We start from the raw sequence: 19,042 nt of genomic DNA, 5'->3' as shown, positions 1-19,042 counted from the left end.
CCGCATCTGCTTTTAATCGTTTCGCATCTCGTTACTCGAATCCCGGATCCGCTTTTAATCTTTTCTCATCTCGACACTCGAATCTCGCATCTGCTCTTTAGCCTGCTTCTCAATCGCTTTAACCATGCCTTTAAAGATAAACAGGTGGGCTGGCATCATCGCAAACCAATACAGTAACCCTAGAAAGCCTTTTGGATGCCACCAAGCTGATATGTTCAGTTCACGTGAATCACCGTGGTCAGAGACGGTAATCTCGAGTCTCCCCAACCCCGGGCCTTTCATACCGAAAAGCAGAGATAAAAACTGGTTTTCTTCACAACGAATGACTTTCCACGAATCGATTTTGTCACCGACTTTTAGGGTCGGTCCTTCAGGCATTTGTCGAACCGGTACACCACCGCCAAAGAGAAGATCTAACCATTCGCGTGTGCGCCATAGAGCATTAGCAAAGAAGTAACCTTGCTTCGGGCTTCCTATTTGCTGAGCGACCTGCCAAAGGGATTCCAAAGATGCGCTTGAGGTAATACTTGCGCCAGTTTTCTTAGGATAATAGCCATAACCAGCTTGCCAGCGTTTGAAAGCGGTCTTATCAAAGCCCCAAACATTACTTTTCACGAAGTTTCCTTCAGCGTGAATCGCTTGCTCAACCATATTTTCGAACGAGATAAGCTTCTGAGGGTACTTTTCTCTAATGATGGTCGAACTGGCAATAAAGTCATGTTTTAAGCCCGCGAGAAGCGCTCTGCCTATGTTAGACGGAACAGAAGTCACAACGCCTAGCCAATATGACGCGATTGAGGGCGTGAGGAGTGACGTCGCCCAAAGCCTGAGTGGGCGATCGGCTGTTTTGGCAATGTGAGCAAATTGATTTCGATAAGAGACAATGTCTGGCCCGCCAACTTCGAAGGTTTGGCTTTCGCTAGGCGTGTCCTGTGCGAGTTTTAGCAGATAGTGGTTCAGGTTCTGCAAGGCAATAGGGTTGGCTTTAGAGTCGACCCATTTGGGCGCAATCATGATAGGCAAGTTGTACACGAAGTCTCGCATGATCTCGAACGCTGCAGAGCCTGGACCAATGATCACGCCTGCTTGCAGTTCAGTGACGGGGACTGGTCCTTTGCGTAGCAGTTCTCCGGTTTTCTTTCTCGCTTGAAGGTGTTCTGAATCACCCGTTTGCGGCTGAAGCGAACTCAGGTAGATGACGTGTTGATTCTTTGGCCCAAGAGCTGAAACAAAGTTACGTGCCAAATTCAGTTCATAATCAATAAAGTCGTGGCCTTCTGCCATCCCATGAACTAAAAAGAAGACAAGATCAAAGTCGGGGACTAATGCTTGTGTTGCGGCTTGATCTGCAAGATCAAGATACTCTAGTGACAAGTTGTCATGAGGTTCGGTTCGTGCCTTTAAATAGTCGATATGCCTTGCTGCAGCAGTGACTTGATAGCCTTGCTCAAGCAGGAGAGGGAGGAGCTGCGAACCAACATATCCAGAAGCGCCTAAAACCAGTACTTTCTTCATTGTTACTCCATTTATATCTGTGGTTAAAAACCGAACATTGATATAATAGCGCGATATTTATCTTTATTCATCAATACGTTCCGTTTAGGTATCTCTATGTTGCTCTCTTCAATTATTCATCACACTCGAGGTGATTTTGTTCGTAGGCTTATTGCGATTGCTTTGCCTATTGCTTTGCAGAGCATTATGTTTTCAAGCCGAGGCTTAGTTGATGTGTTGATGTTAGGTCAGCTTGGGGAAGCAGACATCGCGGCAGTGGGGGTTGCGAGCCGTGCAATGTTTGTGACGACTATTATGCTGGTGGGTGTCACTACGGGCGGCGCTTTGCTAACGGCTCAATATTGGGGCGCGGGTAACAAACAAGGTGTCAGAGAAAGTACCGCACTGACGTGGCTAGTTTCGACCCTGTTTGCGTTGCTGACCATTGTTTTCTTTGTTTCTTTTCCTGCGCAAATCATGGGCGTGACGACCGACTCTCAAGAAGTCATCAGCCTCGGCGTTGAATACATCGTCATCACCTCATTCAGCATGCTGGCGGTGTCGTGCGTCAGCAGTATGGCGGTAGGTTTGAGAGCGATGCATAAACCTGGGTTAAGCACTTTCTTCAGCGGTATCGGCATTCTATCTAATGTGTTCTTAAACTGGGTGCTGATCTTCGGTAACTTGGGCTTTCCATCGCTTGGAATCAAAGGCGCAGCGATTGCGACGGTATTGAGCGGCGCCATTGAAGTGGCGACCTTATATGGCTACCTCTATTTATCTAAACACCTATTAGCTTTTAAACTTTGTGATATCAAAGCGGCTGCAACCGTTGAGAAAGTCGTTCGCTTCTTGAAGTTGTCTTTGCCAACCACGTTTAACTTCTTAGCGTGGGCGGGTGGCTTGTTTGCTTACCACGCGATCATGGGACAATCGGGTGTTCAAGGTTTGGCTGCGCTTTCAGTCATGACGCCGGTTGAATCTATCTCATTGAGTTTATTGATTGGCCTGTCCAATGCAGCGGCTGTTTTGGTGGGTAACCAACTTGGCGCGAAGAACAATGAAGCGGTTTATTATCAAGCATTAGGCTTAACGATTCTGTGTTTCTTAACCAGTATTGTTGTGGCGATTTTTCTCTATTTCGTCCAAATGCCAATATTGAATGCGTTCAGTGCGTTGACTGAAGAAACCAGAGCCCTCTCTGAGAAATTCATCCTCATTCTCAGCGTGGGGATTATTATTCGCTCGGTACCGCTGACTGTGATCGTTGGTGTGTTGAGAGCGGGTGGTGATGTGAAGTTCTGTCTCTATCAAGATTTGATTGCTCAGTGGGTGATTGGTATTCCACTGGCTGCGATTGCGGCTATCTATTTAAAGTTTCCACCTGAGTGGGTGTATCTGCTTTTCCTCACCGAAGAAGTGATTAAGTGGGGTGGGTCGCTCTATCGCATGAAAACAAGAAAATGGATCAAAAACTTGATAGGAAGTTGAAGTAGGGCGCATCGATCACATCACTTTATCGTTGGTGTGTGATCTATCTTTCAAAATACTTCCTCCTAACAGGGAATTAGTGTAGATTCTCCTTCCAAATTCTAACTAATGTGAGCTGTTTAATGTTAAAGCTGTCAGACCTATGTAAAGGCTATGTCGACGGGGGGGAATTTCACCCTGTTTTGCAAGGTGCTGAACTAACATTAAACCAAGGTGACCAGCTTGCACTAATGGGCGAAAGTGGCTCAGGTAAAAGTACATTACTGAATCTTATCGCGGGTTTAGACCTAGTAGACTCTGGCGAAATTGCTTTCCCAAACTTCAATATGCACGATTCGACAGAACGCAATCGCACCGCATATCGCCGAAATAATATTGGTCACATCTTCCAGCAATTCAACCTACTTCCAACGCTTAATATTGCTGACAACATTCGTTTTTGTCGCCAGTTAAAAGGCTTGCCTGAAGACAAAGGCCTCTGGAGACAGATTCTTTCTGCTTTAGACCTTATGCCTTTACTTGGACGTTACCCTGAAGAAGCGTCTGGTGGTCAACAACAACGCGCAGCGATTGCTCGTGCTCTGTACATGGAACCTAAAATTCTGTTAGCCGATGAACCGACGGGAAGTTTAGATGAGCGTAATGCAGAAGCGGTAATGCGTTTGCTGACCTCTTTGGCTCGCCAATTAGAATGCACTTTGTTGTTGGTGACACACAGTGAAAAAGTAGCACAGCACATGGACGGCAGAATCCGCCTACAAGGAGGGCAACTGCATGTTATGGCCCGTAGTTAAGGCACTACTCGGTCACTATCGACGCTACCCACTGCAGATTATTTTGGTATGGCTTGGTTTAACCCTTGGCGTATCACTTTTGGTTGGTGTTACTGCTATCAACCAACACGCCAAGCAAAGCTATGCGCATGGCGAAAAACTCTTTTCGAATCCTCTTCCTTATCGTATTCGACCAAAACACAACGCCAATAAAATCCCGCAAGGTTTTTATATCCAGCTTCGCCGTGAAGGCTTTCAACAGTGTTCTCCTTTTGACCACCATCGTATCACTGATGAAAATGGCGCGAACTTCATGCTTATCGGCATCGACCCTGTGTCTATGCTTCAGCTTCAGCCGGGTGTTGCGTTAAAAGATCTCACTACGTTAAACCTCATGAAGCCGCCATACCCAATCCTTGTGAGTGATGATCTTGCAGAACACATGGAATGGAATAACGGGGACTACATTCCTCTCATGGATGGTTCTGAGCTTGGCCCTATCGCTGTTGACCAAAAAAACCTGATTGATGGCACAAGGCTGATTGCCGATATCTCTTTGCTCAGAATGCTTAAACGCAGTGCTGGGCTGTCTGTGATTGCGTGTTCAGATATGTCGCCTGAGAAGTTTGAGCGTCTTAAAAACATGCTGCCTAATGGTTTGACGATCTCTCGCAGCTCTAAAGCTGAGCTTGAGTCGCTGACCAGCGCGTTCCACTTAAATCTAAAAGCGATGGGTATGCTGTCGTTTGTGGTTGGCTTATTCATTTTCTATCAAGCGATGTCGCTGTCGTTTATTCAGCGCCAACCGTTAGTTGGAATCTTAAGACAGACGGGTGTGTCGGGTTGGCAACTGGCTAAAGCGCTTTGTTTAGAGTTACTGTTATTGGTGGTATTGAGCTGGATCTGCGGCAATGTATTCGGTGTCATGTTGGCAAACCAACTGTTACCAGCGGTATCTTCAAGTTTAGGTGATTTATATGACGCCAACGTTGGTTTAACTATCGACTGGAATTGGCGATGGAGCGGTTACAGCTTATTAATGGCGTTGCTTGGTGCATTCCTAGCGTGTGCTTGGCCATTGGTTCGTCTGCTTCGTTCACAACCGATCCGTTTGACCTCTCGTTTATCTTTGATGCGCTTTGCTGGTACTGAATTCACTTGGCAGGCTTTGATTGGTTGTGGTTTCTTGGTTGCAGCTGTCGCTGTGTATCAAGCGCCTCAGACTCAAGAAACGGGTTTTGCGATTATCGCGCTGATGCTTGTTAGTGTGGCTCTGTTTACGCCGTTCTTGATGTGGAAGCTATTTAACAGCCTGTCTTATTCATTACGTTGGGTTCGTGCTCGTTGGTTCTTCGCGGATGCCGCTTCAAGCATGAGTTACCGTGGTGTGGCGACAATGGCGTTTATGTTGGCGCTAACCGCGAATATTGGTGTAGAAACCATGGTCGGAAGCTTTAGAGATACCACAGATAAATGGTTAACACAGCGCTTGGCGGCAGATCTTTACATCTACCCAACCAACAATGGTGCTGCTCGTATGAGTAACTGGCTGTCAGAACAACCTGAAGTAGATTCTGTTTGGTGGCGTTGGGAGAAGGATGTTGCATCTCCTGTAGGCAGTATTCAAGTGGTCAGTACTGGGCCTTCTGAAGGTGAGCTAGAAGCGCTGACGATAAAGTTAGGTATTCCTAATTACTGGTATCACTTACATCACTCTAAAGGTGTGTTGATCAGTGAATCGATGTCTCTCAAGTTGGGTATTCGCCCAGGTGACTACATCGATCTCTATGACAATCTTGGCTCTGGTTGGCAGGTTGTCGGTGTGTATTACGATTACGGTAACCCTTACCATCAAGTCATGATGTCTCATCGAAACTGGCTGTATGGATTTGCAGGGCGGGGCAATGTGGGCCTTGGCGTAATACTCAAAGATGATGTGAATTCAGTAGGGCTTCGAAGCCGCTTAGAAAGCGTATTCAGGCTTGGCTCTGAGCGTGTTTTCGATAACAACAATATTCACAGTCAAGCGATGCGTGTGTTCGATAGAACGTTCGCGATTGCAGATACATTGGGTAACATCACATTGGTCATCGCAGTCTTCGGCATCTTCTTCGCAACGGTTGCTGGTGAAGTGTCTCGACAAAGGCATATATCTTTACAGCGCTGTTTAGGTGTCTCAGCGAAAGAACTGATTCTGACCGGTAGCTTACAATTGTTTGTGTTCGGGCTTATTTCCTCCTTAATTGCGATTCCGCTCGGCTTAGCGTTGGCTAGTTTGATCGTCGATATCGTGATCAAGCAGTCTTTTGGGTGGTCACTCGAGTTACAAGTGATTCCCTGGGACTATTTACAGACATTTGCGTGGGCTATGGCAGCATTGATGTTAGCTGGTGCTTTGCCAGTGATGAGAATGATTCGGAACACTCCGATGAAATCACTGAGGGATGCGCTTTAATATGCTTCAACGAAATGGCTCAACGAAATTCAGACACCGATTTGTCTCCTCTCTATTATTGATAGGTTTCTTTGGCACCATTTTAGGTGTCTGGGCATACTACTCTTACTTTGTTGATGTTGGCGAGAAAGGGGTGAACGAGGTCAACTCAGTGCTTGTAAGCGAGCACTTTAATGTATTCGAGCCAGTGTTACCTGACCGCAGCGTTTCGTTACCTCGAGACTTCCAATTCCACCCAGAATTTCAACACGAGTGGTGGCATTACTTTGCTTCTCTAAAAGGGGATGATGGCAAAAAGTACTCGGTTCAATGGAGCTTCTTCCGAATAGCGACTGACGAACGCGAGACGCCGGGGTGGCAAAGCCCACAGGTCTATATTTCAAATGTCGTGATCTCTTCTGATTCTAAGGTTTGGAAAGAGCAACGCTTAGCGCGTGGTGGTATTGGCCAAGCGGGAATGACCAGTCGTCCGTTTAGAATTTGGATTGATAACTGGAACTGGCGGGCCCTTGGCAACACACCATTTCCTGGTCGCCTTCAAGTGAAAACGGATACGTTTGGTCTTGAACTCGACACCATTGCGAAAGGGCCCTATGTGCTCAACGGCGATAATGGTTACCAGAAAAAGCACGATTTATTGCCTGTCGCGTCTTATAACTTCAGCGCTCCATTTTTATCTCTAAGCGGTGTATTGAATCTGGACGGCGTTACCAAGGAAGTAGAAGGCACAGCTTGGGTACATAAAGAGTGGGGCAGTGGCTTACTCGGAGTGGGTCAACAAGGCTGGGATTGGTTCGTGTTTAATCTCGATGATGGTACAGCGCTGAGCATTAACCGCTACCGCCATAATCAACAGCTGCCTTATGTTTTTGGAACATTGGCCACTCGTTCGGGCAAGGTGTACCAGTTAACGGACTCCGATATTTCTATCAAGCCTTTACAGAATACGACGCTACAGAATGGTAGAAGAATGCCGCTTCAATGGATTATTAACGTGCCACAGCACAATATTAACCTCACGACACGCATCAAACGCCGAGATATGTGGTTGCCATTTGTCATACCATATTGGGAAGGGCCAATTATGGCGAGCGGAAGCCATGAAGCGACAGGCTTTATGCAGTTAACCGGTTACTAAAAACACCTAAGGCTATCATTTGATAGCCTTTTTTGTGCCCATGATTTTTGTGAGCCCCTGATTAATTGTGCATACAGCCTTTGTGATCTCATCTATACTTATTTTATGGTGCATAACAACATTATGGAATATACGACGTATTGTTTAGTATTTGTAGGAAAAACCGAAGTTAAACATCCGAAGAAGTGATTATCTATCGATTGCGCTTGGATATAAACTCATGGTTATTCTTTGTTATTCGTTTATTTAAATAATAAATATAAGGGCGAAATCATGACCGACGTCATCCGTGACTTCTTTAAAATGGAATCTGCTGGCGGCATCATACTAGTCATCGCTGCGGCGATCGCAATGTTTGTAGCAAACTCACCACTGAACGAAATGTACCAAGGCGTATTACACAGTTACGTTCTTGGTATGTCTGTGTCTCACTGGATTAACGATGGCTTAATGGCTGTCTTCTTCCTTCTAATCGGCTTAGAAGTTAAGCGCGAACTTTTAGAAGGCGCATTAAAGTCTAAAGAGACAGCAATCTTCCCAGCTATTGCAGCTGTGGGTGGTATGCTAGCTCCTGCACTTATTTACGTGCTATTCAATTCAAGTAACCCTGAAGCGCTTCAGGGCTGGGCTATTCCAGCAGCAACAGATATCGCATTCGCATTGGGTATCATGGCTCTTCTTGGTAACCGAGTACCGGTCAGCTTGAAGGTGTTCCTACTAGCATTGGCAATTATCGATGACCTAGGTGTTGTTGTTATCATTGCACTGTTCTACTCAGGCGATCTATCTACGCTTGCACTAACGGTTGGCTTCATCGCAACGGGTGTGCTGTTCATGCTAAACAACAAGCATGTGACTAAGCTGAGTATTTATCTCATTGTCGGTGCAATTCTGTGGTTCGCAGTATTGAAGTCTGGTGTTCATGCAACATTGGCTGGTGTAGTTATTGGTTTTGCTATCCCACTGAAAGGCAATAAAGGGGAGCGTTCTCCGCTGAAACACCTAGAGCATGCTCTGCACCCATACGTCGCTTTTGCAATTTTGCCAATCTTCGCATTTGCAAACGCAGGTATCTCACTGGAAGGCATCTCAATTTCAAACCTTACAGGCATGTTACCGCTTGGTATCGCTATGGGTCTATTGGTTGGTAAGCCACTGGGTATCTTCCTATTCAGCTGGGGCGCTGTGAAAACGGGTGTAGCTAAACTTCCTGAAGGTGTGAATTTCATGAACATCTTCGCGGTATCTGTGTTGTGTGGTATTGGCTTTACGATGTCTATCTTTATTTCATCACTAGCATTTGGTCCAACTAACGCAGACTTTGATACGCTCGCTCGACTAGGCATCCTGATGGGATCAACGACTGCAGCTATCTTAGGTTACTTCCTGCTAAGTATTTCTCTACCGAAGACTAAGCAACAAGAAGTAAAGCTATAATTGGTAAGTAAAAGCATAGTTGGTAAGTAAAACTATATTCGGTAGTAGGTTCGCTTGATAGCGAGCCTACTCACTGAGTAACAAGCCAACTCTTGAGTAGCAAGAAGAGTCACAGAGTCATCCCTCGACTCATGTGACAACAAAGAACAAAAAAGCCGTGATGGGCAACCCTATCACGGCTTTCTTGATCTTACTGTTAAGCTGTCTTTGTAAGATAACCCGTCTTACATTTCAGTGACAATGTCACGCTATTTTTCTAGCGTGGTAAAAATGGTCCACTCTTCAACGATTTGTTCACTTAACCCAACCACGGTTGCCGTGACCTTACGGTTTAGTGCATGAGAAGTAGCATCATCACCCTCGTTTTCCAGGCGTTCTTCACCATAACCGACAATTCTCACTCGCTCTGGCTCTATACCATTCGACAGTAACTCGTCTTGAACATTGTTTGCTCGTCTTTTTGATAAATCTAAGTTGTATTCGTTGGAACCCACTTTACTCGCGTAACCTTGAATCTCTATCGATGCACTTTGGTAGGTTTCTAAGAACTCAGCCATGGTAGTGATTTGATCTGAGAAGATAGGGTTAACTTCATAGGAGTCATTGGCGAAAAGGATGTTCAGCTGTCTGACTTCTTGCGAGCTAACCGTCTCTCCACAGCCTTCGTTGTCTACCAGAGACGACGCTGGTGTGCCAGGACAGGTGTCTCGTGCATTGACCACACCATCGTTATCATCATCTTGCAGATCAGAAATTTGCTCCGCTTCTGGGGTTTCTATGTAGGGCTCTTCATTTTGGCTAGAGCAAGCACATAGCGTTATCGTTAATGCAGAAAGTAATAAATAAGGTCTCTTCATCATTAATACTCCACAGCCGTTGTCCACTCGTCTGGAATGTCGACCAGTAGAGCGTTCAATAGAGAGCCTGTCGCGTTCATTACACGGTATTTAGCGTACTGTTCAGAGTAATGCGCATCTAGATAATCTTTACGGGCTTCAAACAATTCGTTTTCAGTGTTAAGCAGATCAAGGAGTGTACGCTTACCGATTCGATATTGTTTTTCATATGCGATAACGGTTTCTGATGCCGAATCCACGTGATCAGACAAGAAATTCTTTTGTTGCAACGTCAGATCCAATGCACTCCAAGAGAGGCGAAGGCCTTCTTCCACTTGGCGATAAGCTCGATCTCTCAAATCTTTTGCTTTGTTCAATTGGTAAGCAGCAGCTTCAGAATTAGCACTGTCTGTTCCGCCGTTGTACAAGTTATATCGCATTCTTAGCATCGCGAGCGTTTCTTGACTTGAGCCTTCATCGCCTCCCGCATCATCTCGCCATGATTGAGATGCCTCGATAGAGAACGTCGGGTAGTTAACCCCTTTTGATTGTTTGTACTGGAAGTGCGCTGAATCGACATCTGCAGTCGCGACTTTGATGACTGGGTGTTGGTCCAGAGCATCAACAAGGGCGTCTGATAATGACAGAGGAATCATAGAAATATCGGCTCTTGGGTAGACTAAGCCAAGCGGTTCTTGACCCACTATTCTTCTAAATTGGGTGTGTGTATCAATTAGGTTGTTCTGCGCGGCTAATAAGTTGCCGTGCGCTTTTGCAATCCTTGCTTCTACTTGAGACACATCTGCGGTTGAGCCTATGCCTGAGACTGCACGCTTTTTGATGTCTTTATAGATTTTCTTGTGGATAGCGAGGTTGCTTTCCGAAAGGGCTAAAACTTCAGTTGCTTTCACTGCGTCTAAGTAGATCTGTGTGACCTCTAGCGCTTTGTCTTCGGCATCCGCGAGCAATTGCAAACGAACCGATTCTGCTTCTGCGGCAGTACGATCAATATCATTGAGAGTCGATGAACCATCCCACAGCAACTGAGTGAGGGATATCGTGGCTTCCTTTCGTGTGAGATCCGTATCAGGACCATTGTTTGGCGCAGGGTTAATGCCTTCATAACCAATACCAGCATCGAGGTCGATACTAGGTCTATAAGCACCGCCAGCGGCGTCATTTCGTTTCCGTACACTCACAAACTCATTAAAGATACTCTTTATCTCAGGGTTAGTAGCCAAGGTAATGGCGACGGCCTGTTCTAAAGTTTGAGCAGAGAGTGGAGCTGCAATAACCAAGCAACACATAATGGGTAATTTCAACAGTCTCAAAGTAGGTCTCCTTCTACTTTTAAAAGCTCCCGCCGCTTCCCAACAAGCGTTTAACTACTTAATTGAAAAGGGTATTAAACGAAGCTTAGGACATCTGCAAGAAATTGCTAAGTTTGTTGGCTTTATTTCGAATGTAAGTCCCTATCCTTATTGATTAGTTTGCCAATAGTAGCAAGTGGCAAGCTTCGAATGGATGCACTGTAAATAGAGGAAACGTAGTATTAGGTTTGGGCTCAGATAGGTAAACGTTGGCTAGTAGGTTGTTTGAAATACGAGTTCCAGTGATAACAATGTGCCAAGCATGGTAGTTCGATTCTTAGGAGAAAATGACAGCATATAAAGAGACGGTCGCGCTGTTCAGGTTGTAGTTAGTAGTTGTGAAGAGGGGTAAGTAAGGCTCACTCTCGTACCAAACAACAAACAACAAACAACAAACAACAAACAACAAACAAAAAAAAGCCCAAACCAATGCGGTTTGGGCGGATACAAGTATAGGAGTTAATAAGGAAAATGCAGTAATTAAGAAAGCAGGGAGAGAAACAAGTTTGACGGCCTGTTAAACTTCTAAATACTCTGTTTTCTACCTAATTTATGACCCTCCATTTCTAATTCAGTTCCCAGAAAATTCAGTAATTTTTCCTTTTTTATTAAACGTACATCGATTCAATCGGTTAGAGCTGATTCTCGATAACTGGTACGACCAATTGGTGAAAATGTGATGTTGCTTGCTTGTTAAATAAATGTTCTAGGCGTATATTTCAAACAGTTGTTTAATACGAGTGATTGAAATGGCACCAAGAAGTACAACCAAAGACAAAATCTTAGATGTGGCTGAAGGCTTATTTGCTGAGCACGGTTTCAATGACACCTCTTTACGCACTATTACGGGTAAAGCCAATGTCAATCTTGCTTCAGTGAACTACCACTTTGGCGATAAGAAGACTCTGGTTCGTGCGGTACTCAATCGATACTTAGAAGCATTTATGCCTGCATTGCAAGACGCTTTAGTGAACTTAAACTTGAACGAAACGTATTCTATGAGTGATGTGTTTGAGTCTTTAAGACAGCCACTAAGAGCACTGAATGATGTAAGGCCAAACGGTACTAGCCGATTTATGTTACTCATCGGTCGAGGTTATACGGATGTGCAAGGTCACTTGCGTTGGTTCATTACAACTCGCTACAGCGAAGTACTGACTCTGTTTACGACGTCAGTAATGAAAGCTAATCCGAACCTCACTCAAGAGCAGTTATTTTGGCGTTTACACTTCACCCTTGGGACTTGTGTTTTCACCATGGCGTCTAGCCAAGCTCTAATAGAAATTGCAGAGAATGACTACGACACAAAGATAGATGCGAAGGCAGTGGTCGATATTCTCATTCCATTTTTGGCCGCTGGCATGTCAGCAAAAGAATAAAACAATAAAAAGCAAAATATTCACAAACAATATAGTGAACAAAAGGATCTGAACTATGAGCTCTCTAAGACAAAAATGGGTAAGTGACCCAGCTTTTAAACTCTTTAAAAAAGTACTACCACCACTATCTAGCACCGAGAAAGAAGCGATGGAAGCGGGTAGCGTGTGGTGGGACGGAGAGCTGTTTTCTGGTAAACCAGATTTCACTAAGCTTCACCAGTACCCAAAACCTCAGCTGACAGCAGAAGAGCAATCGTTCATGGACAATGAACTTGAAATATTGCTCGCTATGCTAGATGACCACAAAATTGTGAAAGAAGACCGAGACCTTCCTGAGGAAGTTTGGAACTTCTTACGCAAAGAGCGTTTCTTCTCGCTAATTATCGCAAAAGGGTACGGCGGTCGTGAATTTTCAGCGCACGCAAACTCTACCATCGTAACTAAAATTGCGACGCGTAGTATTAGTACTGCGGTTTCGGTAATGGTTCCAAACTCTCTTGGCCCTGGTGAGCTACTGTCTCACTACGGAACTCAAGATCAAAAAGACTACTGGTTACCTCGTCTTGCTGACGGTACAGATATCCCTTGTTTCGCACTAACAGGGCCTGAAGCAGGTTCTGATGCGGGTGGTATCCCTGATGTCGGTACCGTTTGTATGGGCATGCACGAAGGCAAAGAGACACTAGGCATCAAGCTTAACTGGAACAAGCGCTACATTACGCTAGCTCCAGCGGCGACGGTACTTGGTCTGGCTTTCAAACTGCACGATCCAGAAAAGCTACTGGGTGACAAAGAAGACATTGGCATCACGTGTGCGCTTATCCCGGCAGACCACGAAGGTGTTGTGATTGGTGAGCGTCATGATCCACTTGGTCTTGCGTTTATGAACGGCCCAACACGCGGTCACGATGTGTTTATTCCAATGGAATGGCTAATCGGTGGTGCAGATTACGCAGGTAAAGGCTGGCGTATGCTGGTGGAATGTCTGTCTGCAGGTCGTGGTATCTCGTTACCGGCACTTGGCACGGCGATGGGCCACCTAACAGCGAAAACTACTGGTGCGTACGCTTATGTTCGTAAGCAATTCGGTATGTCGATTGGTAAGTTTGAAGGTGTTGCAGAGAGCCTTGGTCGTATTGGTGGTTTAACGTATCTATTAGAAGCGACTCGTACACTGACAACCACTTCACTTGATATGAAAGAGAAGCCGGGTATCGTAACGGCTATCGCGAAGTATCACATGACAGAGATGGCACGTACTATTCTGAATGACTCAATGGATATCCATTCAGGTCGTGCAATTCAAGATGGCCCAATGAACTACTTGGCTGCGCCTTACCTAGGTATTCCAGTTGCTATCACAGTAGAAGGTGCGAACATTCTAACTCGTAACCTGATGATCTTCGGTCAAGGTGCGACACGTTGTCACCCATACGTATTGAGCGAAATGGAAGCGGCAGCGAACCCAGATGAGAAGCAAGGTGCAAAAGACTTTGATAGCTTGTTGTTCAAGCACATCTCACACGCAACTAAAAACACGTTCGGTGCTTTTGGTGCGGCACTAACTGGCTCTAAGTTCATTAAAGCCGACATGAGCGGCCCAACGAAGCCTTACTACCAAGATTTGACTCGTTTGAGCCGTGCGCTTGCAGTGAGTGCGGATTTCGCAATGCTGACGCTAGGTGGCGAACTGAAACGTAAAGAGCTTATCTCTGCACGTTTGGGTGATGGTCTAAGTTACCTATACATGGCGTCGGCTGCGCTTAAGAAGTATGAAGACGAAGGTCGTCAACAAGCTGACCTAGACTACGTACATTACGCGGTTCAACACTGTTTCCATAATGCGGCTAAGTCGCTGCAGGAAGCGTACAGAAACTTCCCGAACAAGATGGTTGGGAAAGTGCTGAAAGGACTAGTTTTCCCTGTTGGTAACCACTTCGAAAAACCGAGTGATAACCTAACAGTTCAACTAGCAGAAAGCTTGATGACTCCGGGAGCTCACCGTGAACGTCTGACGCACCTTTGTTACATTGGCAAAGAGGAAGATGATAGTGTTGGCCTTATGGAGAATGCTTTCAATGCGATGTACAGCATCAAGCCTCTGGAGCGTAAGATCTTCAAAGCAGTGAAAGAGGGCAAAGTGGCTCGTAAAGGCTTGCTTGCGGATAAACTGGCTCAAGCACTTGCTGCTGATGTTCTGACACAAGAAGAAGTCGACCAAATTGTTGCTGCTGATAAACTACGCTATACAGCGATTCAAGTTGACCACTTCAGTCATGACTTTAGTGAAACTTTGACGCGAAAAGAGTTAAAACCTAAGCTAAATAGCGTTGCTTAGATAAAGAAATGATAAAAGGCACCTAATAAGGTGCCTTTTTTTGTTTTTGTCGTAGAAGTCGCAATAGGTGCGTTAACAAATGGTGACTTAGTCAGCAAATATCCGCTGAGTGCTCCAACCACTTGCATTTTCACCACATTTTTACAGAAATTAGATGCCATTTGCGTACGAAACTTTTATCCTTACCCTGATTTTTTAAGGAAGTTGAATATGATCATCAAACCTCGAATTCGCGGATTCATCTGTACTACAACACATCCAGTCGGTTGTGAAGCTAATGTAAAAGAACAAATTGCTTACACAAAAGCTCAAGGCCCAATCGCAAACGCACCTAAACGTGTACTCGTTGTTGGCTCTTCAAGTGGCTACGGCTTGTCTTCACGTATTGCGGCTGCATTTGGTGGCGGTGCTTCAACTATCGGTGTTTTCTTCGAGAAAGCCGGTACTGAGAAAAAGCCGGGCACAGCTGGCTTTTACAACTCAGCAGCGTTCGACAAGTTAGCTAAAGAAGAAGGCCTGTATTCAAAAAGCCTTAACGGCGATGCTTTCTCTAACGAAGCGAAACAGAAAACAATTGACCTGATCAAAGAAGACCTAGGTCAGATCGATATGGTTGTGTACTCACTGGCGTCTCCAGTGCGTAAAATGCCAGAGACTGGCGAAGTAATTCGTTCAGCTCTTAAGCCTATCGGCGAAACGTACACATCTACAGCAGTAGATACAAACAAAGATGCGATCATCGAAGCAAGCGTTGAGCCTGCTACTGAAGAAGAGATCAAAGACACTGTTACTGTAATGGGCGGTGAAGATTGGGAACTTTGGATTAACGCACTTTCTGAAGCGGGTGTTCTAGCTGACGGTTGTAAGACTGTTGCTTACAGCTACATCGGTACTGAGCTAACGTGGCCAATCTACTGGGATGGCGCGCTAGGTAAAGCTAAGATGGATCTAGATCGTGCAGCATCAGCGCTAAACGAAAAACTAGGCCAAACAGGCGGTACTGCAAATGTTGCTGTTCTTAAGTCTGTTGTGACTCAAGCAAGTTCTGCAATCCCTGTTATGCCTCTTTACATCGCTATGGTGTTCAAGAAGATGCGTGAAGAAGGTATTCACGAAGGTTGTATGGAACAGATCTTCCGTATGTTCAGCCAACGTTTGTACAAAGAAGATGGCAGCGCAGCGGAAGTTGACGAAGTGAACCGTCTACGTCTAGACGACCTAGAACTTCGTGACGACATTCAAGAGCATTGTCGTAACCTATGGCCTCAAATCACAACTGAAAACCTGAAAGAACTGACTGACTACGTAGAGTACAAAGAAGAGTTCTTGAAGCTGTTCGGTTTCGGTGTTGAAGGCGTTGATTACGAAGCTGACGTTGATACTGCTGTTGAATTTGATGTGGCTGACATCTAATTCAAACAATCGAATCAAAACGAAATAGGCGCTCACTGAGCGCCTATTTTTTTTGCTAAAAACCAGATATGAAAGATATCAGCAGATACGAATAGCAGGATGCAAAAGCTCTAAGAGCAGACTTGGGATGCGTTAAAGCTGAGAAGAAGTAATAAAAAATGCACTAATCCAAAGATGAATTAGTGCATTCGAAATATCTAAGCTTGGCTGCTTTTAAAGTAGCAGACGCTAGCTAATTATGATGATGAAAGTACCTGCTAAGGTCATCAATATATTGGCAATCGCGTACGTACCCGCGTAACCCAGAGCAGGGATAGTTGAGCGAGCGTGGTCATTTACGATGTCCATCGCCGGAGCACAGGTTCGCGCGCCAATGATGGCACCAAATAGTAGAGCTCGGTTCATCTTCAATACGTAAGCACCAACCAAGTAAGCGAAGAATACCGGCAGAACACTCACTACTAGAGCAATACCGATGACCTGAGGGCCTACTTGCGTTAAGTGTTCAAACATCTTACCACCGGCGCTCAAGCCGATACCGACCATGAAGAACATCAAACCCAGGTCTTTGACCATGTTCAATGCCCCCTGAGGCACATAACCGAAAGTAGGGTGGTTTGCTCTTAAGAAGCCAAGCATGATGCCGGATAAAAGCAGGCCAACCGCATTACCTAATCCAAACGACACCTGACCGAATGTCATGGTGATCAAACCAAACAAAATACCCAGAATGAAAAAGCTACAGAAGGCCATCAAATCCGCCATTTGGCTGTGGATCGAGATGAAACCAATTTTCTCAGCTAGACCGTGAACGCGACTCTTTTCGCCACTCACCTGCAGGACATCGCCTTTAGAAAGCACGATATTTAAGTCCATCGGCATTTCAATTTGAGCACGTACTACGCGGTTAAGGAAACAGCCGTATTCAGATAGGTTCAAGTCGGATAGGCGCTTACCTGCGATGCTGTCACTCTTAACGACAATCTCCTCTTCCACGATACGCAGATCGAGAAGGTTACGGTCGAAAACCTCTTTACCATTACGGAAGCTTGGGTCGAGACGCGCGTGGCTATCAGGGAAACCTACCAATGCGATTTCATCACCTTCTTGCAGGATCGCATCACCATCTGGATGGGCAAGAATACCATTACGGCGAATACGCTCGATGTAACAGCCCGTTTGGCGATAGATACCCAGTTCACGAAGGTTCTTACCGTCTGTCCAAGATATAAGCTCTTGTCCTACGCGGTAAGCTCGTATGATTGGAAGGTAAACCTTACGTTGCCCTGAAGCACCTAAGCCACGCTCTTGGGCGATTTGCTCAGCTGAATCGTGTAGGTTAACTTTCTGAAGCTTTGGAATAAGGCGAGCAAACATAATCATACTGATTAAGCCAACTAGGTAAGCCATCGCATAACCAACGGAGAGGTTTTCGATGATCAGGCCTATATCCATGTTTCTTGGTAATTCTGCAAGCCCAGAATTCAGAGCATCTTGAGCACCTACTAATATAGGCGTTGCTGTTAAGGCCCCCGCCATCATGCCTGCGGATAAACCAAAGCCTAACCCAAGGTAGTGGCTACTGAAATACGTTAAAGCAATTGCGGTAGAGAGAACCACAAGGCTCAGAATGAGATAATGCTTACCGTCTCTGAAGAAGATCCCGAAGAAGTTTGGTCCTGCTTCAATACCTACACAGTAGATGAAAAGCATGAAGCCAATCGTGAGCGCATCAGCGTTAAACGAAAAACCAAGATGTCCCATGATAAGGGAAGTAATCAGAACACCGATTGAATTGCCGAGTTGGAGGCTACCGAAACGAATTTTACCAATGGCTAAGCCAATCGATAAAACAACAAAGATGAGGAGAATGGGGTTTTGTTCTAACAGAAAAACAACGTCGATATTCACAGTGGTCGCTCAATAATTGGCGTGAAACACAGGGTAAGTTTGAGAGGTGAATTGTATCTAAATATAAATAAAATATAAGCGATATTTTGCTATTTTACTTGATTTTGACTTTATTGTTATTCCGTACGAAAACTGGTCATAAAAAAAGCCCGCTACAGTGAGCGGGCTTGATATAAATCGTACAGTCTAACGCTTAAATTAGTCTGCTGTTTAAGGCCGTAGCCTCGATTCTCGTATGAGAAATCCTAGCTTAGTCGAAAAGACCTAGGTTTTCTTTTGCGTATGCTTCAAATTCTGTGCAGCCGCCGATGTGGTCTTGGTCGATGAAGATTTGTGGCACTGTGTCTACAGGCTTACCAACAGTCTTCTCTAGGTCAGCTTTGCTGATGCCTTCAGCGTGGATGTCAACGTAACGGTAGTTGAAGTCATCGCGTTTAGCTTTAAGAGTTTCAGCATGCTCTTTTGCACGAACACAGAATGGGCAAGCAGGGCGACCAAAAATAACTACAAACATTTAATTTCTCCTAAATACGGGATGAGGCTCGTTAACTCAATTATGTTAACTATTCTTTAATGAATGCCACTCAAACTTTCTTAAAACCAACTATGCCTCAATGCCATGGGGAAATAAAGATGGAATTGCCTCTTAATACGATAGGTTTTGCCTATCAGCGCAAATATTAATCATAAAAAGGCAGGGTCGCGTTCACTGGCCTCTACCATCGTTCAGTACCCTTAATATTAGAGTGTGAATTACCCCTAAGATTGCGACTTTAATCCATCTTTAGTGTGACAAGTCGCACCTCGTCAAAAAAATCAAACACAGAACGAGGCATCTTATTATTGGGTATGGAACCATATTCGGTAAGCTGCCAGATGTAACCCCATTTTAGTGTGCTTGTATTTAAGATGCAGGCATTGTGTTGCAAGTACAAAGGTTACATTTCGAAGGTTGTATTCCGAAGATTAAATGCCAAAAACCAAGAATTTCAAAAAAACCAAGAGTT

The 19,042-nt window shown here is 45.0% G+C and carries 13 protein-coding genes; 8 read left to right on the top strand and 5 right to left on the bottom strand.

The window, feature by feature from the left end; all coding sequences use genetic code 11:
* Positions 1-54 precede the first annotated feature (54 nt).
* Positions 55-1,515, bottom strand: a complete 1,461-nt coding sequence (locus AACT19_RS13735; RefSeq protein WP_017090666.1) for a DUF2867 domain-containing protein — start codon at positions 1,513-1,515, stop codon at positions 55-57.
* Positions 1,516-1,611: 96 nt separating this feature from the next.
* On the opposite strand from AACT19_RS13735, the gene AACT19_RS13730 reads away from it, so the two are divergent.
* The 5 genes from AACT19_RS13730 (at position 1,612) to nhaA (ending at position 8,788) form a co-directional block, all read left to right on the top strand.
* Positions 1,612-2,985 (top strand): MATE family efflux transporter, encoded by a 1,374-nt coding sequence (locus AACT19_RS13730; RefSeq protein WP_017086491.1) that lies wholly within the window; start codon positions 1,612-1,614, stop codon positions 2,983-2,985.
* 122 nt (positions 2,986-3,107) lie between these two features.
* Entirely contained in the window at positions 3,108-3,779 is a 672-nt protein-coding gene (locus tag AACT19_RS13725; RefSeq protein ID WP_004734674.1) for an ABC transporter ATP-binding protein, read from the top strand.
* The gene (locus AACT19_RS13720; protein ID WP_029222149.1) at positions 3,760-6,213 is read left to right on the top strand and encodes an ABC transporter permease; all 2,454 of its coding nucleotides are present in this window, start codon (positions 3,760-3,762) and stop codon (positions 6,211-6,213) included. The genes AACT19_RS13725 and AACT19_RS13720 overlap by 20 nt, the downstream gene beginning before the upstream one ends.
* The gene (locus AACT19_RS13715; RefSeq protein WP_017079058.1) at positions 6,203-7,351 is read left to right on the top strand and encodes a lipocalin-like domain-containing protein; all 1,149 of its coding nucleotides are present in this window, start codon (positions 6,203-6,205) and stop codon (positions 7,349-7,351) included. Before AACT19_RS13720 ends, AACT19_RS13715 begins: the two co-directional genes overlap by 11 nt.
* Before the next feature lie 273 nt (positions 7,352-7,624).
* The gene (nhaA, locus tag AACT19_RS13710; protein WP_004734677.1) at positions 7,625-8,788 is read left to right on the top strand and encodes a Na+/H+ antiporter NhaA; all 1,164 of its coding nucleotides are present in this window, start codon (positions 7,625-7,627) and stop codon (positions 8,786-8,788) included.
* A gap of 248 nt (positions 8,789-9,036) precedes the next feature.
* Here the strand turns inward: nhaA and AACT19_RS13705 are convergent, their stop codons facing one another.
* Together AACT19_RS13705 and AACT19_RS13700 are read right to left on the bottom strand one after the other, a co-directional pair.
* The gene (locus AACT19_RS13705) at positions 9,037-9,648 is read right to left on the bottom strand and encodes an OmpA family protein (protein WP_029406074.1); all 612 of its coding nucleotides are present in this window, start codon (positions 9,646-9,648) and stop codon (positions 9,037-9,039) included.
* On the bottom strand, positions 9,648-10,955 hold the full coding sequence (locus AACT19_RS13700) for a TolC family outer membrane protein (RefSeq protein ID WP_017095900.1): 1,308 nt from the start codon (positions 10,953-10,955) through the stop codon (positions 9,648-9,650). The genes AACT19_RS13705 and AACT19_RS13700 overlap by 1 nt, the downstream gene beginning before the upstream one ends.
* Positions 10,956-11,743: 788 nt before the next feature.
* Between AACT19_RS13700 and AACT19_RS13695 the strand changes: the two genes are divergently transcribed.
* The 3 genes from AACT19_RS13695 (at position 11,744) to fabV (ending at position 16,124) form a co-directional block, all read left to right on the top strand.
* Complete coding sequence (locus AACT19_RS13695) at positions 11,744-12,373, top strand: TetR/AcrR family transcriptional regulator (RefSeq protein WP_029222147.1); 630 nt, start codon at positions 11,744-11,746, stop codon at positions 12,371-12,373.
* A gap of 55 nt (positions 12,374-12,428) precedes the next feature.
* The gene (locus tag AACT19_RS13690) at positions 12,429-14,711 is read left to right on the top strand and encodes an acyl-CoA dehydrogenase (RefSeq protein ID WP_076646737.1); all 2,283 of its coding nucleotides are present in this window, start codon (positions 12,429-12,431) and stop codon (positions 14,709-14,711) included.
* Positions 14,712-14,921: 210 nt separating this feature from the next.
* Positions 14,922-16,124 (top strand): enoyl-ACP reductase FabV, encoded by a 1,203-nt coding sequence (gene fabV, locus AACT19_RS13685; RefSeq protein WP_029224510.1) that lies wholly within the window; start codon positions 14,922-14,924, stop codon positions 16,122-16,124.
* Positions 16,125-16,352: 228 nt separating this feature from the next.
* On the opposite strand, the gene AACT19_RS13680 is transcribed toward fabV, so the two are convergent.
* Positions 16,353-18,035, bottom strand: a complete 1,683-nt coding sequence (locus AACT19_RS13680; RefSeq protein WP_017077841.1) for an aspartate:alanine antiporter — start codon at positions 18,033-18,035, stop codon at positions 16,353-16,355.
* A gap of 250 nt (positions 18,036-18,285) precedes the next feature.
* The gene (locus AACT19_RS13675; RefSeq protein ID WP_009847069.1) at positions 18,286-18,549 is read right to left on the bottom strand and encodes a GrxA family glutaredoxin; all 264 of its coding nucleotides are present in this window, start codon (positions 18,547-18,549) and stop codon (positions 18,286-18,288) included.
* Positions 18,550-19,042 lie beyond the last annotated feature (493 nt).

Origin of the sequence: Vibrio sp. 10N.222.47.A9, assembly GCF_963872585.1 — a bacterium.
Classification (GTDB): Bacteria; Pseudomonadota; Gammaproteobacteria; order Enterobacterales; family Vibrionaceae; genus Vibrio; species Vibrio splendidus.
The sequence above is the reverse complement of the archived record's forward strand: the minus strand, read 5'-3'. Positions and strand labels throughout refer to the sequence as shown.